Genomic DNA, 16,231 nt, shown 5'->3' on the forward strand with positions numbered 1-16,231 from the left:
CGCTCCTCCCTCGCGAGCAGGGAGGAGCGGACCCGAAATCGTGCCGTATGGGGTGGGGGCGGGGTGTCAGGCGTCGAGGTCGTCGGCGACGGCGCGGAGGACCTGGGCGATCTTCCTGGCGTGCCCGGCATCGGGGTGCTTGCCCCGCCGGTACGACGTCGAGACGTCGTCGAGCAACTTGATCAGGTCTTCGACGATGACCACCATCTCGTCCGGCTTCTTCCGCTTGCTCTTGGCCTTGACCTTGGCGAGCGACGGCGGCTGCTCCAAGATCCTGACCGACAGCGCCTGCTGGCCCCGGCGGCCCTCGGCAACGCCGAACTCGACCTTCTGGCCGGGCTTGAGCGGCCCCGCACCGGCGGGCAGCGCGGATGAATGCACGAAGACCTCACCGCCGTCGTCGCGGGTGAGGAAGCCGAATCCCTTGTCGGCGTCGTACCACTTGACCTTGCCACTCGGCACAGGAGGACCTCGTTCAAACAGTCGAAAAGAAGGACGGATGGAAGTAGGTTATGCCCCGGGAAGCGCCAGGGCGACCGGGTAAATGCCGGAGAATTACGCGGGAGCCCCTTGATCGCACCATCGGTCGAACCAGGCGGCGAATTCGGTCAGGTCGCCCAGTGCCACATCCGCTCCGTGCTCACGCAGCTCTCCCACCGTGTAAGGACCGGTCGCGACTGTCACGCTCACGGCGCCGCCTGCGCGTGCCGCCTCGATGTCCGCGACATGGTCACCAACATAAGCCGCCGCGCCGAAGCGCGCGAGTGCCGATCCCTTGGCCGCACCGAAAAGCGAGCCGACCACTTCGTCCACCTCCAGGCCCAGCGTCCGCACGGTGCCGACCGCGTCCCGGGGATTCTTGCCGGTCACGACGATGACCCGGCCGCCGGCGCGGCGCACGGCGTCGATCGCCTCGTACGCGCCGGCCATGGGCTTGTGCACCGGAACTCCGATTTTCGGATATATCTCGCGATACAGGTCGGCGGCCGCGGGCACCTCCTCGGGCGGCAACCAGTTGGCCAGCTCCACCTCCAACGGCGGCCCCAGCCGTTGCACGATCGCCGCACTGTCAAAAGGCACGCCCAATCGCACGGCCAGCTCGTCGTAAACGGCCGCGATGCCCTCCCGCGTGTCCGCCAATGTCATGTCAAGGTCGAATCCCACCGAAGTCGTCACGTGTGAAGGATGCCAAACGCTCCCCTACCACCCGTAACGGGCCTTGTTCTGGGAGCATGGGAATGGGAAGAAAGGAATTACTTATCGGAGAGGAGCGGCCGTGACCGACCCCCCACCCGCCGCACGCCGGAGACCGGCTCGTCGCCTCCACCGCCGCGTCCCGCACCGCGAGCTCTTCCGCAGCGCCGCACGCGAAGAGCGGCCCGGCCGCGCCGCACGCCACCGGCGGTCCCGTGGAGCGGGTGGTATCGCGCGCCGAAAGCGACTCCGCAGGGCCGCACGCGAAGAGCGGCCCGGCCGCATCGCGCACCGAGCGTGGCTCCGCGCCCCGTCCGCACCGCCCCGCCCGTCCCGGCGGCAGGGGCGCGACGCCGTGGCGGCGCGTGACGGGCGTGCTGGCCGGGCTGGTGAGCCTGGCCGCCCGGGTCGCGGCGCTGTCCGTGCTGCTCTACGCGGTACGGCCTCGCGGCGATCGTCTGGTTGATCATCGGCTCCGCCGTGGCGGGCCTCATCCGGCGTACCTCGCGGTAGCGACTACGCTCCTTACGGAGGTATCAGCACAGACATGAGCAGATCGACCCGCGAGCGGATCGTCGACGAGGCCCTGCGACTGTTCGCGGAACGGGGCTACTCAGCCACGTCCGTGGCCGAGATCGAGGCGGCATCGGGGCTGTCTCCGGGCGCCGGCGGGCTCTACCGGCACTTCAAGTCCAAGTACGAGGTCCTCGCCGCGGCCATCAACGAGCACGCCGCGCGTACCAGGATCCAGGTGGCGGAGAGCCTGGCGGAGCTGAGCGCCATGGAGACCTCGGTCGCCCTGGAGGAGCGCCTGGCGCACGTGTGCCGCGCCGGCCTGGCCAAGGTGCGCGAGGAGTCGGAGCTGACCCGGGTCTTCTTCCGCGACCTGAGCCAGTTCCCCGAGCTGGTCGCGGTCGTCCGCGAGGGCCTGCTGCAGCCGATGTTCGACGCCATCGTGAGCTGGTTCAAGGAGCAGCCCGAATACCGCGACGCCGACCTCGACTGGACCGGCATCGCGGCCGTGCTGGGCGGCTCGGTGGTGCACTACCGGCTGTTCCAGGAGACGATCGGCGACGTGCCGGGCCACGCGGAGAAGGACCAGTTCGTCGCCGCCTGGGTACGCCTGGCGCTCGGCCTGCTGCCCAGCCCCGCCCCGGTCAGCTGACGTTCAGCGGTCCTCGAGCGCGAGCAGCCGGTAGCCCAGCCAGACGACGCCCAGCCCCGTACCGATCATGAACATCGTGCCGCTGACGTCGAAGAACTGCGTGACGAACGGCTGCCACCCGGCCTCAAGACCGACCCGCAGGCCGCCGACGAGCACCCCGCCGACGGAGTAGCCCAGCATGGGCGCGCCGATGCCGAGCAGTTTGTCGCGTACGTTCCAGTTCTCGCTGAACAGCACCAGCGCCGCGCCGAGCGCCCACACCACCACCGGCACCTGGAAGATCGCCAGCGGCGCCAGGTGGAACGGCACCAGCAGCGCGGCCAGCACGAGGATCACCAGGGCAGCCGCGTCGCGCGGGTACTCCTTGACGATGGTCCTGGCGTCCCTGCCGCCGGTGGCCAGCGGGTTGGCGCGCGACATGGCCACCCTGCGCAGGCCCGCGAACGGCAGCCCGTAGCCCCGCTCCTCCCTGGCGAGCTGCTCGTGGGCGAGCCTGCGGTACACGCGTACGCCCGGCGGCGCGTCCCGGTCGTCCACGAGGGGCGGCAGCCGGCGCGTGCCGTTCGCGGCGACGGGGAGGATCGCCGTGTCACCGCCCGCCGCCGCCCCGCCGTTCTGAGCGGCAGGCTCGGATACGGGTGCGGCGAGCGGGACCGAAGCGCCTCCCGAGGCCCCGGCCTCGGCACCGGCCGTCCCTGCCATGGCGCGGGCCGTCACAGCGGGCCTGGCGGTGGCCCTGGCAGCGGGCCTGGCGGTGGGCCCGCCGGTGGGCTCGCCCGCCTCGGCCAGCCTGCGGACCTCCCGCTCGACCAGCGCCACCGGATCGCCGTACCTGGCCAGCACCCGCTCCACGTGCCGCGCGTCCGCGCTGCCGCCGACCTCCGCCTCGATCCTGGCCCGCAGCCGCCGCGTGAAGTCGAGCCGCTGGTCGGCGCGCAGCACGCCGTGGGCGGCGTCGGCGGCCTTGGAGACGTAGTTCAGCACGAGCTGGTCAGCGCGCTCTCTCACGCCTAGCAATGCTGCCTCAATGAGGTGGGACATACCATGGCAACGATGGAGTTCACGGAGTGGATCAGGGGGCGCACCGACGAACAGCTACGGGCGCTCGTCTCCGCGCGTCCCGAGCTGATCACTCCGGTGCCCGCGCATCTGGAAGGTCTCGCCTCCCGCGCGGCGAGTCCGTCGGCCATCGCCAGGGTGCTCGACCGGCTCGACCGGTTCACGCTGGCGGTGGTGGAGACGCTGGCCGTACGCGAGGAGCCGCTGCCGAAGGACGCCCTGCGCGACCTGATCGCCGCCGCCCTCTCCGATGATGATGAAGCACGTGATCCCGAGCCGGCGCTGACCTGCGCGCTCGACAAGTTGCGCGAGCTGGCCCTCGTGTACGGCTGCGACGACGCCCTGCGCCTCGGCCCCGGCGTCCGCAAGGTGCTCGACGACCCGGCGGGGCTCGGCCCGTGCGCGGCCGACGCGTTCCGCCACCACGCACCCGAGCAGCTCGCGGAGATGGCCGACGACATCGCGCCCGGCACCACGGGCTCGGGCAAGGAACGCCTCGCGGCGGCGCTCGCCGACCCCGCCGACTTGATCGCCGACGTCTCCCCCGAGGCCAGGGCCGCGCTCGACCAGCTCGCCTGGGGCCCGCCGACCGGCCGCGTACCGAACGCCAGGCGCGAGGTGCGCATCGCCTCGGCCCGCTCCCCCATCGAGGAGCTGCTGGCGCGCGGCCTGCTCGCGGCGACCGGCGAGGAGAGCGTGACGCTGCCCCGCGAGGTCGCGCTGTATCTGCGCGGCGGCCGGGTGCACCGGGGCCTGCTCGCCGTGCCGCCGCCGCTGCGGGGGAAGGCGCGCGATCAGAAGCTGGCCGACCGTACGGCGGCGGGGCAGGCGTTCTCGTTCGTCAGGTCGGTTGAGGAGCTGTGCGAGCGGTGGAGCGTCGATCCGCCGGGCGTGCTGCGTACCGGTGGGCTGGGCGTCCGCGATCTGAAGCGGACCGCCGCCGAGCTCGACGTGCCCGAGTGGGTGGCGGCGCTGGTGGTGGAGGTCGCGCACGCGGCCGGTCTGATCGCGGCGGGCGGCGGCGTGGACGGCGAGTGGCTGCCGACCTCCGGCTACGACCTGTGGCGGGTCAGGCCCACCGCCGACCGGTGGGTGACGCTGGCGTCCACGTGGCTGCACATGGACCGCGTGCCGGGCCTGGTCGGCGACCGCGACGATCGTGACAGACCGCTGAACGCCCTGCACACCGACCTGCGGCGCTCGTCCGCGCCCGGGGTGCGGGCGGCCACGCTGGGCGTGCTCGCGGCGGAGCCCGGCCTCGCGCCCGACCGCGACTCGGTGCTCGAACGCCTGGCGTGGGAGCAGCCGCGCCGCCGGGGGCCGCTGCGCGAGCAGCTCACCGAGTTCACGCTGCGGGAGGCCGAGCAGATGGGCGTGACGGGGCTGGGCGCGCTGTCCGTGCACGGGCGGCTGCTCGCCGAGGGCGGAGACGCGGCCGCCGCGCTCGCGCCGCTGCTGCCCGAGCCCGTCGATCACGTGCTGCTCCAGGCCGACCTCACCGCCGTCGCACCGGGGCCGCTCACCAGCGAGCTCAACCGGTGGATGACGCTGACCGCCGACGTCGAGTCGAAGGGCGGCGCCACCGTCTACCGCTTCAGCGAAGAGTCGATCAGGCGGGCGCTCGACGCCGGGCATGGGGCCGAGGAGCTGGTGTCGATGCTGGCCCGTCACTCGGCGACGCCGGTGCCGCAGGCGCTGTCGTACCTGGTGACCGACGTCGCCAGGCGGCACGGCCGGATCCGGGTGGGCACGGCGAGCGCGTACATCAGGTGCGACGACCCCGCCCTGCTCGACCAGATCACCGCCGACCGGCGCTCTGCCGCGCTGCGGCTGCGGCGGCTGGCCCCGACCGTGATCGCCTCGCGTTCGTCCAGGGCGGCGCTGGTCGACTCGCTGCGTGCCATGGGGTACGCGCCGGTCGCCGAGTCGCTCGACGGCGACGTGATCATTTCGCAGCTGGAGAGCCGCCGCACCGAGGGCGTCGCCCCGGTCCGCGCGGTGTCGGCGCCGAACGGCCTCGATCCCGAGGTGGCGGCGGCGGCCGTACGCGCGCTACGGGCCGGCGACGCGGCGCACCTGTCGCGGCGCGAGCCCGTGGACGCCCCCGGCGGCATCCCGCGCGGGCCCGCCACGGCCACCATCTCGGCCCTGCAGGAGGCCATCAAGCAGGGCGTGCGCGTGTGGATCGGCTACCTCGACTCGCAGGGCAACGCGACCTCGCGCATCCTGGAGCCGGCCAGGATGGAGGGCGGTTATCTCACGGCGTACGACGAGACGCGCGCCGCCGTGCACCGCTTCGCCCTCCACCGCATCACCGGCGTCTCCGGCCTGTGAGCGCCACCGGTCAGGGCAGCAGGGCCAGTGACTGGGCGGCCACCGCGCCTACCGGGCCGCCCGCCGACTCCAAGTCCCGCAGGCGGCGCAGGCAGTCGGCCGGGTAGCGGACGGCGGTGCCGCCGCCGAGCGCCACCGCCGCCACCTCGGCGCGCCGGTCGCGGGGGTCGTCCGACCACTCCAGCGCGATCCGCAGCGCCTCGGGGGCGAGGGTGTCGTCGGCGCACATGTACGACAACACGTTGGCCGCCGCCACCCGCTCCGCCGCGCTCCCCAGCGCCCACACCTCCAGGAACTCCTGGCGTACCTCCTTGACCGAGTGCCGCGCGAGCAGCGCGAGCCCGGCGGCGGCGCGCACCTGGACGGCCGCCCCTTGCGAGGGCAGCGAGCGCACCCAGGCGCGCAGCGGCTGCCACAGCCAGAACCCGTACCGCCCGGCCAGCTCGGCGAGCACCTGCCCGCGCTGGTGCGCGGCGCGGAAGGTCACGCGCCCGTCCGCGACATCGACGAGGGGGCCGCCGATCGACCGGGTGAGCGGTCCTGCCGCGGTGTCGCGGCAGAGGCGTTCGAGCCGGGCGAGCTGCTCGTCGAAGGCGCGCTCGGCGAGCCGGTGCGTGAACGCCAGCGCGGCCACGGCCAGCACCTCGCCCATGGGCGGCTTGGTGTCGAACCAGGTGGCGACCTCGTCGGCGGGCGGCTCGCCGCGGGCGAGCCGGGCCGCCAGGCGGACGACCTCGGCGGGGGTGGGCAGCCGTAGCGCCAGCTCCCTGCCGCGGGCCAGCTCGTCCGCCGCGACGCCGGCGCGCCGGTCGAGGCTGCTCAGGCACAGGTCGTACAGCTCGCCGGGGTCGGGCGCGGCCCACGCGAGCTCGACCTCGGCGGCGGCCGACAGCGCGCCGCTCCTGGTGACGACCAGGTACGACCCCAGCTCGGCCAGCTTGCGCGCCAGATCGACCAGGTCGGTGCGGCCCGCGGAGGCGGCGATCCAGTCGTGCAGCAGGTACGCCCGGCCCGGCTCGTACTCGATGCCCGTCAGCAGCTCCGCCACGCCGGCGGCCGGGGACAGCACGGTGATCGTGCTCTCGGCCAGCGACATGCGCGACAGCAGCGCGATGGCTCCGAGCCGCCGCCCGCTGTCCTCCTCGCCGACGAGAACGAGCAGGTGGCGCGCGGCGAGCCGCCGCACCGCCTCGGGGAAGCACCCCGGCTCCAGGTACGACCTGAGCCGCGCGTCGGCCTCCCGCCTGGTCAGGTCTCCGGTGGCGGGACCGGCGGTGGCGCGCAGGTGGTCGTTGACCGCTTTGATGCTGCCTGTGAGCGTTAAGTGGTCGAGGTCTATCTCGCCCGGATCAGGCGTATCTGTCACGAAGCACCTCGTAATAGGGCGGAAGTTTTCTCCGGAAAGAAGACCCACGCGTCAAGGGGTTTCTTTGTTTTCGCACAAGAGGTGACGGAGCGTCATCATCCCGCGCCTGACCTGCGGAAATCCGCCGCCCTTCACAACGGTTCAGACATGTGGATCATGCCTGGCATTGCCCTCTTCGAGCCTCACGGCCCGTAGATATCAACCAATACACGATCGAAGATCGTATGCAACCTCCAAAGCCAATATAGCGAGATTTATCTCTATTTACGGGCTACGACACACATGTCCACAATGACGAGTCAAGTCCCCGGCTCTTGACTCCCTGTCCCCGCTCCCGTCAGGTTGTGAATGTGACCGAGCACGCGCTGGGTCGCCCGGCCGAGGAGTCCCGGCAGCGTTTCGACGGCTACGACTCGGTGTTCGACGAAGGCGTGTGGCATCGCGGTCACGCGCTCACCGAACGCGCCCGCCGGATGTGCGGCGGCTCCACGGAGGCGGGCATCGGGCCCGGCGACCGGGTCGTGGTGATGATGGCCGACTCCCCCGAGGCGCCGATCGTCTACCAGGCGCTGTGGGCGGCGGGCGCGGCGGTGGCGCCGGCGGTGTCCCTGGTGCCGCCGGACGAGCTGGGCAATGACGCCTTGCGCGATTCGGGCGCAGGACGCCCGGCGTGCAGATCCTGGAGGGCTACGGCCACACCGAGACCAGCGCGGTCACCCCGTTCGACCCGCCGGGCCGCCGGGTGGCTAGCGCCGGCCTGCCACCGGCCGACCGCCCTGACACCGGGGTGGGCTCCTGCCAAGCCCCGCCAGAGACGCCGCGCTCAACCGGGCGCCGCACCGATCACGCCGGGAGAGACTGCTCCCCCAAGCCCCGCCAGAGACACCACGCCCGACCAGGCGCCACACCGACCACGCCGGGAGAGACTGCTCCCCCAAGCCCCGCCAGAGACACTGCGCTCAACCGGGCGCGGCGCCGGGCCTGCGAGGGTTTCGCTCTTCTACATACCGGTCAGCCACGTGCCGATTCCGTGATATCTGTTGATCCGTCTGGAGGTGAAGATGAGCCAGGAAGACTCGTCGGGCTACCCGTACATCCCTTACGGGGCGCCGTACGGCGAGCAGCCGCCGCCCCAATACGGTCATGGCTACGGCTCTCCTCCGCCCGCCCCCAGCAGCGGCCCCACGGCCAACGCCATCGTCGCGCTCGTGCTCAACTGCTTCTCGGTCGTGTCCTGCTGCAACATCTTCGGCATCCCGGGCGCGATCCTGGCCGGTCTCGCGCTCGGCAGGGCCACCACCCGCCCGCAGACCGCCCGCACGATGCTCGTCTGGAGCTGGGTGCTCTTCGGCGCGGGCCTCGTCTTCACGCTCGGCACGTTCGTGTTCCTGGGCGCCAACGGCCACCTGGACGACTGAGGCCGGACCCGCACTGGCGCCGTCCAGGACTAATCCTGGCGTGTCCGTTGTTGGAGACACGGAGCGGGGGAGCCGGGATCACGAGACGATGGTCCCGATGCGTCAGAGCCCCGTCCGCAACCCCACGGAGACAAGCCAGTGAGCGATGGACCGCTGATCGTCCAGTCGGACAAGACGCTGCTGCTCGAGGTCGACCACGAGCAGGCCGACGCCTGCCGTAAGGCGATCGCGCCGTTCGCCGAGCTCGAGCGCGCTCCAGAACACGTCCACACCTACCGCGTCACGCCGCTGGCGCTGTGGAACGCCCGAGCCGCGGGCCACGACGCCGAGCAGGTCATCGACGCGCTCATCACCTACAGCCGCTACCCGGTGCCCCACGCGCTGCTCGTGGACATCGCCGAGACGATGGCCCGCTACGGGCGGCTGCGCCTGGAGAAGCACCCCGTACACGGCCTGATCCTCACCTCCACCGACAAGGCCGTGCTCGAAGAGGTGCTGCGCTCGAAGAAGATCCAGCCGATGCTGGGCGAGCGCGTAGGCGACGACTCGGTCATCGTGCACCCGAGCGACCGCGGCAACGTCAAGCAGGCGCTGCTCAAGCTGGGCTGGCCGGCCGAGGACCTGGCCGGTTACGTCGACGGCGAGGCCCACCCGATCAAGCTGCGCGAGGACGGCTGGGCGCTGCGCCCCTACCAGCGCGAGGCGGCCGACGCGTTCTGGAACGGCGGCTCCGGCGTGATCGTGCTGCCCTGCGGCGCGGGTAAGACGATCGTCGGCGCGGCGGCCATGGCCCACGCCCAGGCCACCACGCTCATCCTCGTCACCAACACGGTCTCGGCCCACCAGTGGAAGACCGAGCTGCTCAAGCGCACGTCCCTGACCGAGGACGAGATCGGCGAATACTCCGGCAACAAGAAGGAGATCCGCCCGGTCACCATCGCCACGTACCAGGTGATGACCACCAGGCGCAAAGGCGTCTACAGCCATCTGGAGCTGTTCGACGCCCGCGACTGGGGCCTGATCGTCTACGACGAGGTGCACCTGCTGCCCGCGCCGATCTTCCGGATGACCGCCGACCTCCAGGCGCGCAGGCGCATCGGCCTGACCGCGACGCTGGTGCGCGAGGACGGCCGCGAGGGCGACGTGTTCTCGCTGATCGGCCCCAAGCGCTACGACGCGCCCTGGAAGGAGATGGAGAACCAGGGCTGGATCGCCCCCGCCGACTGCGTCGAGGTGCGGGTGACGCTGACCGACGACGAGCGGCTGGCGTACGCGATGGCCGAGGCCGAGGAGCGCTACCGCTTCTGCGCCACCACGCCGTCGAAGACGCGCGTCACCGAGGCGCTGGTGCGGCGGCACCTGGGCGAGCAGGTGCTGGTCATCGGGCAGTACATCGATCAGCTCGACGAGCTGGGCGAGCACCTCAACGCGCCGGTGATCAAGGGCGACACCAGGGTCAAGGAGCGCGAGCGCCTCTATCAGGCGTTCCGCGACAAGGAGATCCAGGTGCTGGTGGTGTCGAAGGTGGCCAACTTCTCCATCGACCTGCCCGAGGCGGCCGTCGCGATCCAGGTGTCGGGGACGTTCGGCTCCCGCCAGGAGGAGGCGCAGCGGCTCGGGCGGGTGCTGCGGCCCAAGGCCGACGGCGGTGGCGCCCGGTTCTACACAGTGGTCAGCAGGGACACCGTCGATCAGGAGTTCGCGGCGCACCGGCAGCGGTTCCTGGCCGAGCAGGGATACGCGTACCAGATCATCGACGCCGACGACGTGCTCGGCGGGGTGTGAGGATCGGTCGCGATGCCCGGCCGCTCTCACCCGAGCGGCCGAGCATTCACCGTGGTGTCACGTCCACGAGACTCCGCGGGCCGACGACATTCGAACCACCCCCCTCACCTGCGTACTATCACGCCGCCTGCGACATACCCCCATGATCCGACAATCGCACCTGAAATGCCCGAATTTTTCGGTATTTCCAGGATGACGGCTGTCGCACCTTTCCGCCCGGCTCAGCGCGCCAGCAGTCCCCCGAGGAACAACACGCCCTCGGCCACGATCCAGGCCAGCACCCCCGCGCCCATGAGGCGCGCGAACGTGCGCGAATCGGCCCTGGACCACGGGAACAGCCAGGCGGCCGCCGTGCAGCAGGCTGCCAGCGCGGCGAACAGCGCGGACACCGTGGAGACGGTATCAAGCCGCTGCGCGCACGTCGATGGGCTCTCATCGCCGGCGCAAAACGCCTGAAGCCCCCAACCGGCGAACACCGAAGCGGCCCACAGCGCCGCGAGCAGGAAGCTCGCGATCGTGGGCACGATCGGTGAGACACGGAGCCGGAGCACCTCCTATGCGTACCCGGTCGCCCGCGAGTAAATGCTTTGGAGGGCCGCCGGACTCGGCACTAAACTGGCGGATTCGCTGCCTTGACCACCTCCGTTCACGTACTCCAGGGAGGCACTTCCGCATGCCCGGACACCAGATGGCCCCTGACATACGCCCAGCGACCGGCCCGGAGACCGGCCCAGGGACCGGCCCAGGGAGCGGCCCAGGGAGCGGCCCAGGGAGCGGCATCGACGCCGACGACCCATCCGACGTACTCGCGGCCGAGCAACGGCACCTGGCGGAGTCCAGAGCCGCGCTCAAGGCCATGCGTGAGCATGCCGAGTCCCTGTCGGCCGACGCCGCCGGCGACTGGGTCTCCCAGCAGATCCTGCAATCCCTGCTCGACCAGCGGGTGGCCGCGCTGGCCGACCACCCCGACACCCCGCTGTTCTTCGGCCGGCTCGACCGCGCCGAGGGCGACGAGCTGCCCGGCACCATCTACGTCGGGCGCCGCCACGTCCACGACGCCCACAGCAAGCCCCTGGTGATCGACTGGCGGGCGCCGGTGTCCCGCCCGTTCTACCAGGCCAGCCCGGCCGACCCGATGGGCGTCATCCTGCGGCGCCGCTTCGGCTACCAGGGCGGGACGCTCACCGCGTACGAGGACGAGCCGCTGGCCGAGGGCGGCGAGATCGGCCCGTCGAAGATCCTCACCGAGGAGATCGAGCGCCCCCGTACGGGCCCGATGCGCGACATCGTCGCCACCATCCAGCCCGACCAGGACGAGATCGTCCGCTCCACGCTCGCCAAGACCGTCTGTGTCCAGGGCGCGCCCGGCACCGGGAAGACCGCCGTCGGCCTGCACCGCGCCGCCTACCTGCTGTTCACCCACCGCGAGCGGCTGGCCAGGTCGGGCGTCATGATCGTCGGCCCCAACCGGGCCTTCCTGTCGTACATCTCCTCCGTGCTGCCCGCGCTCGGCGAGGTCAAGGTCGACCAGACCACGGTGGCCGGGCTGCTCGGCGAGCACGCCGCGCCCGAGGCTCCCGAGGTCGCCGCCGTGAAGGGCGACGCCAGGATGGCCGCCGTCCTGGAGCGCGCGCTCTGGCTGCACATCACCAAGCCGGAAGACGGCCTCGTCTACACCAAGGGCGCCTACCGCTACCGGGTGGCCGACTACGAGGTACGCGAGATCGTCGCCTCCCTGCGCGGCACCACCCGCTACAACCCGGGCCGCGCGGCGCTCGCCCAGCGCCTCGCCCACATGGTGCTCGTCCGCATGGAGCAGCGCGGCGAGTCGCCCGACGACCGCGTCCAGGACGCGGTGGCCAGGTCGAAGCCGGTCAAGCAGCTCGTGGACGCCGTCTGGCCCAAGCTGACGGCCGACCAGGTGCTCTACCGCCTGCTGTCAGACCCCGGCTTCCTCGCCAAGGCCGCCAAGTCCGACCTGACGGCCGAGGAGCAGGAGCTGCTCATCTGGCGCAAGCCGTACCGGAGCTGGAAGTCGGCGAAGTGGTCGGCGGCGGACGCGGCGCTCCTCGACGAGCTGAACGACCTCATGGAACGCACGCCCTCCCTCGGCCACCTGGTCGTGGACGAGGCCCAGGACCTGTCCGAGATGCAGCTCAGGGCGCTCGGCCGGCGCTGCCGCAACGGCTCGGCCACCGTGCTCGGCGACCTCGCCCAGGGCACCACCCCGTGGTCTGCCACCTCGTGGGAGACCGTGCTCGAACACCTCGGCCAGCGCGACGGCGAGGTGACGGAGCTGACGCTCGGCTTCCGCGTGCCGCGCGAGGTGCTCGACTACGCGGCCCGGCTGCTGCCGTCCATCGCCCCCGGCCTGGCCGCACCGCGCTCGCTGCGCCCCGGCGTCGGCTCGCTCACCGTGCTGCCCGGCGGCTCGGTCGCCGAGGCGGCGGAGCAGGCGCTCGCCAAGGAGGGCTCGATCGCCGTCATCGCCCCCGACGCCCTGGTGGAGACCGTCTCGCAGGCGCTGTCCGCCCTGCCGCACGCCGTGCTCGACCCCGACTCCACCGAGGAGCACCGCCTGCTCGTCGTGCCCGCCACGCTGGCCAAGGGTCTCGAGTACGACCACGTCATCGTCGTCGAGCCGGCCGACATCGTGGCCGCCGAGCCCAGGGGCCTGGCCCGGCTGTACGTCGTGCTGACCCGTGCGGTCACCTCGCTGACCGTCCTGCACGACAAGCCGCTGCCCGCCGAGCTTCAGGTGTGAGCTGCGCGGGCACGGCCGCTTCTAGGATGGCTGGGCAAGCACCTAGCTCTCACCCAAGGAGGATGCCGTGCCCGCACCGCTTCCCCATGAATTCCTGCCATCGGTCCCCGCGCTCGTGGTCGAGAGCGACGACATCCAGGACGGCGAACGCCTGCCCGACCTCCACGTCTTCAACGACTGGGGCATGACGGGCGGCAACCTGTCGCCGCACCTGCGCTGGTCCGGTGCTCCCGACGGCACCCGCGGCTACGCCGTCACCTGCTTCGACCCCGACGCGCCCACCGGCAGCGGCTTCTGGCACTGGGTGCTGTTCGACCTGCCCGCCTCGGTGACCGAGCTGCCCACGGGCGCCGGCACGGCCCCCGACTTCAAGGGCCTGCCCGAGGGCGCCGTGCACGCCCGCACCGACTACGGCACCAAGGCGTACGGCGGCGCCGCCCCGCCGCCCGGTGACCCGCACCGCTACGTGTTCACCGTGCACGCGCTGAGCGTCGAGAAGCTGGGTGTGGACAGCGACGCCAGCCCCGCCGTGGTCGGCTTCAACATCAACGCCAATCTGCTGGCCCGCGGCTTCATCGTCGCCCACTTCGGCGTCTGATCAGCCCATCCGAGTGACCTTTTCCGACGGGCCTGCCGGTCCTTTCCCGGCAGGCCCTTTTTCACGCCCCCTTTTCCGGCGAACGCGTTCCGGCACGCGCCGCAGCGAGCGACCGTCCGCGAGACGTCGAGCGGCGTGCGCTTGCCGCAAGCGAACATCCGCCACTCCTTCGTGTTCGTGCCAGGGGAAGTCGCGGCCACTCCCCCTTCCTCGCCAGAGGTAGCGGATCCCATACGGAACGTACCGGCCGGTCGACAAGAAAGAGCGGCCCGGAGAATCCCGGACCGCTCTTCGTCTGTGCGACGGATGAAGACTTAGAAGTCCATGTCGCCGCCGCCGGGCATGCCCGCGCCGGCAGCAGCCGGAGCCTTCTCCGGCTTCTCGGCGATGACGGCCTCGGTGGTCAGGAACAGCGCCGCGATGGAGGCGGCGTTCTGCAGCGCGGAGCGCGTCACCTTGGCCGGGTCGATGATGCCGGACTCGAACATGTTGACGTACTCGCCGGTCGCGGCGTTGAGGCCCTCACCCGGGGTGAGGTTGCGGACGCGCTCGACCACGACGCCGCCCTCGAGGCCGGCGTTGACCGCGATCTGCTTGAGCGGCTCCTCCAGCGCCTTCTTGACGATGGCGGCACCGGTGGCCTCGTCGCCGTTGAGCTCCAGCTTGTCGAAGGCCTTGGCGCCGGCCTGCAGCAGCGCCACGCCACCGCCGGGGACGATGCCCTCCTCGACGGCCGCCTTCGCGTTGCGGACGGCGTCCTCGATGCGGTGCTTGCGCTCCTTGAGCTCGACCTCGGTGGCGGCACCGGCCTTGATGACGGCGACACCGCCGGCCAGCTTGGCCAGACGCTCCTGGAGCTTCTCGCGGTCGTAGTCGGAGTCGGTGCGCTCGATCTCGGCGCGGATCTCGTTGACCCGGCCGGCGATCTGCTCGGCGTCACCGGCGCCGTCGACGATCGTGGTCTCGTCCTTGGTCACGACGACCTTGCGGGCGCGGCCGAGCAGGTCGAGGGTGGCGTTCTCGAGCTTGAGACCGACCTCCTCGGCGATGACCTGGCCGCCGGTCAGGATCGCGATGTCGTTGAGCATCGCCTTGCGGCGGTCACCGAAGCCCGGAGCCTTGACGGCGACGGAGCGGAACAGGCCGCGGATCTTGTTGACGACCAGGGTGGCCAGGGCCTCGCCCTCGATGTCCTCGGCGATGATCAGCAGCGGCTTGCCCGACTGGACGACCTTGTCGAGCAGCGGCAGCAGGTCCTTGTTGGCGGAGACCTTGCTGTTGACGATCAGGATGTAGGGGTCTTCGAGAACGGCCTCCATGCGGTCGGAGTCGGTCACGAAGTACATCGAGGTCATGCCCTTGTCGAAGCGCATACCCTCGGTGAGCTCGAGCTCCAGGCCGAAGGTGTTGCTCTCCTCGACGGTGATGACGCCTTCCTTGCCGACCTTGTCCATCGCCTCGGCGATGAGCGAGCCGATCTCGGGGTCGGCGGCGGAGATGGAGGCGGTCGAAGCGATCTGCTCCTTGGTCTCCACGTCCTTGGCCAGCTTGGAGAGCTCCTCGCTGACGCGCTCGACGGCGGCCTCGATGCCCTTCTTCAGGGCCATCGGGTTGGCCCCGGCGGCGACGTTACGCAGACCCTCGCGCACCAGCGCCTGGGCGAGCACGGTGGCCGTGGTGGTGCCGTCACCGGCCACGTCGTCGGTCTTCTTGGCGACCTCCTTGACCAGCTCGGCGCCGATCTTCTCCCAGGGGTCCTCGAGCTCGATCTCCTTGGCGATGGACACACCGTCGTTGGTGATCGTGGGGGCGCCCCACTTCTTCTCCAGCACGACGTTGCGGCCCTTCGGGCCCAGGGTCACCTTCACGGCGTCGGCGAGCTGGTTCATACCGCGCTCGAGACCGCGCCGGGCGTCCTCGTCAAACGCGATCATCTTGGCTGCCATAAGGCTAGACCTCCCAGTTGCAGGGTGGCTTGTCGTGGACCGAGCCGACGCCCGCGACGGCATGGGTCAGCATCTCCTTCGGCAGACCCCATCGTCCCGATCCGGTGTTGGCACTCTACTGCACAGAGTGCCAACGAACTGTTTAGCACTCTACCCTGCCGAGTGCAAGCGAACGCCCCTGCTCTCCCTGCTTTCTCCCAGGTCAACGGCCTTTTGCTGGTCTGCGCTCATATGCGCCGGTACGGCGAGCCGCCGGGCGGCCCACCGTACGCGAGTCGACGAAAGAGTGATGAGGGCTCGCACGGACTGCGCTGCCGTGCGAACCCACCCGGTGCGTACCAGGTCGTGGATCAGACAGTGCGGACGGACTCCGCCTGCGGTCCCTTCTGGCCCTGCGTGATCTCGAACTCGACGCGCTGTCCCTGCTCGAGAGATCGGTACCCGTCCATCAGGATCGCTGAGTAATGGACGAATACATCCTTACCACCGTCTACCGCGATGAAGCCGTAGCCCTTGTCCGCGTTGAACCACTTGACGGTGCCCTGCGCCACTTCCGACTCCTCTTACTGGTCTACCAGATCTCGCCCATTCCTCCGCGAGAC

Annotated in this window: 14 protein-coding genes; 7 read left to right on the forward strand and 7 right to left on the reverse strand. The window is 71.0% G+C overall.

Features of this window, described 5'->3' with window-relative positions; genetic code table 11:
• Positions 1 to 66: 66 nt before the first annotated feature.
• On the reverse strand, positions 67 to 462 hold the full coding sequence (locus tag ACFMQL_RS10760) for a cold-shock protein (protein WP_364068293.1): 396 nt from the start codon (positions 460 to 462) through the stop codon (positions 67 to 69).
• A 93-nt stretch (positions 463 to 555) separates the two neighbouring features.
• Positions 556 to 1,176: an HAD family hydrolase gene (locus tag ACFMQL_RS10765; RefSeq protein WP_364068295.1), complete on the reverse strand. Its 621-nt coding sequence runs from the start codon at positions 1,174 to 1,176 to the stop codon at positions 556 to 558.
• A 565-nt stretch (positions 1,177 to 1,741) separates the two neighbouring features.
• Here ACFMQL_RS10765 and ACFMQL_RS10770 point away from each other — a divergent pair.
• Positions 1,742 to 2,359, forward strand: coding sequence for a helix-turn-helix domain-containing protein (locus tag ACFMQL_RS10770; protein ID WP_364068297.1), 618 nt, complete (start codon positions 1,742 to 1,744; stop codon positions 2,357 to 2,359).
• Between the two features lie 3 nt (positions 2,360 to 2,362).
• Here the strand turns inward: ACFMQL_RS10770 and ACFMQL_RS10775 are convergent, their stop codons facing one another.
• Positions 2,363 to 3,367 (reverse strand): hypothetical protein, encoded by a 1,005-nt coding sequence (locus ACFMQL_RS10775; protein WP_378785487.1) that lies wholly within the window; start codon positions 3,365 to 3,367, stop codon positions 2,363 to 2,365.
• Positions 3,368 to 3,412: 45 nt separating this feature from the next.
• On the opposite strand from ACFMQL_RS10775, the gene ACFMQL_RS10780 reads away from it, so the two are divergent.
• Positions 3,413 to 5,752 carry a helicase-associated domain-containing protein gene (locus ACFMQL_RS10780; protein WP_378785488.1) on the forward strand — a complete coding sequence of 780 codons (2,340 nt, stop codon included), beginning with the start codon at positions 3,413 to 3,415 and terminating at the stop codon, positions 5,750 to 5,752.
• Positions 5,753 to 5,762: 10 nt separating this feature from the next.
• On the opposite strand, the gene ACFMQL_RS10785 is transcribed toward ACFMQL_RS10780, so the two are convergent.
• Positions 5,763 to 7,118, reverse strand: a complete 1,356-nt coding sequence (locus ACFMQL_RS10785; RefSeq protein WP_364068303.1) for a hypothetical protein — start codon at positions 7,116 to 7,118, stop codon at positions 5,763 to 5,765.
• Between the two features lie 350 nt (positions 7,119 to 7,468).
• Here ACFMQL_RS10785 and ACFMQL_RS10790 point away from each other — a divergent pair, with 350 nt between their 5' ends.
• The 3 genes from ACFMQL_RS10790 to ACFMQL_RS10800 all read left to right on the forward strand — a co-directional run bounded on the left by ACFMQL_RS10790 (position 7,469) and on the right by ACFMQL_RS10800 (position 10,321).
• Positions 7,469 to 8,152, forward strand: a complete 684-nt coding sequence (locus ACFMQL_RS10790; protein ID WP_364068305.1) for an AMP-binding protein — start codon at positions 7,469 to 7,471, stop codon at positions 8,150 to 8,152.
• A 27-nt stretch (positions 8,153 to 8,179) separates the two neighbouring features.
• Complete coding sequence (locus ACFMQL_RS10795) at positions 8,180 to 8,536, forward strand: DUF4190 domain-containing protein (protein ID WP_364068307.1); 357 nt, start codon at positions 8,180 to 8,182, stop codon at positions 8,534 to 8,536.
• Between the two features lie 138 nt (positions 8,537 to 8,674).
• On the forward strand, positions 8,675 to 10,321 hold the full coding sequence (locus tag ACFMQL_RS10800; RefSeq protein ID WP_364068309.1) for a DNA repair helicase XPB: 1,647 nt from the start codon (positions 8,675 to 8,677) through the stop codon (positions 10,319 to 10,321).
• Positions 10,322 to 10,542: 221 nt separating this feature from the next.
• On the opposite strand, the gene ACFMQL_RS10805 is transcribed toward ACFMQL_RS10800, so the two are convergent.
• Entirely contained in the window at positions 10,543 to 10,845 is a 303-nt protein-coding gene (locus ACFMQL_RS10805) for a hypothetical protein (RefSeq protein WP_364068311.1), read from the reverse strand.
• A gap of 149 nt (positions 10,846 to 10,994) precedes the next feature.
• Here ACFMQL_RS10805 and ACFMQL_RS10810 point away from each other — a divergent pair, with 149 nt between their 5' ends.
• Complete coding sequence (locus tag ACFMQL_RS10810; protein WP_378785492.1) at positions 10,995 to 13,085, forward strand: HelD family protein; 2,091 nt, start codon at positions 10,995 to 10,997, stop codon at positions 13,083 to 13,085.
• A 67-nt stretch (positions 13,086 to 13,152) separates the two neighbouring features.
• Positions 13,153 to 13,683, forward strand: coding sequence for a YbhB/YbcL family Raf kinase inhibitor-like protein (locus tag ACFMQL_RS10815; RefSeq protein ID WP_364068315.1), 531 nt, complete (start codon positions 13,153 to 13,155; stop codon positions 13,681 to 13,683).
• Between the two features lie 314 nt (positions 13,684 to 13,997).
• Here the strand turns inward: ACFMQL_RS10815 and groL are convergent, their stop codons facing one another.
• Together groL and ACFMQL_RS10825 are read right to left on the reverse strand one after the other, a co-directional pair.
• Positions 13,998 to 15,629 (reverse strand): chaperonin GroEL, encoded by a 1,632-nt coding sequence (groL, locus tag ACFMQL_RS10820; protein WP_364068317.1) that lies wholly within the window; start codon positions 15,627 to 15,629, stop codon positions 13,998 to 14,000.
• A gap of 350 nt (positions 15,630 to 15,979) precedes the next feature.
• Positions 15,980 to 16,180 carry a cold-shock protein gene (locus tag ACFMQL_RS10825; protein WP_043633553.1) on the reverse strand — a complete coding sequence of 67 codons (201 nt, stop codon included), beginning with the start codon at positions 16,178 to 16,180 and terminating at the stop codon, positions 15,980 to 15,982.
• Positions 16,181 to 16,231 lie beyond the last annotated feature (51 nt).

It is taken from the genome of Nonomuraea fastidiosa (assembly GCF_042751225.1).
Taxonomy (GTDB): Bacteria; Actinomycetota; Actinomycetes; order Streptosporangiales; family Streptosporangiaceae; genus Nonomuraea; species Nonomuraea fastidiosa.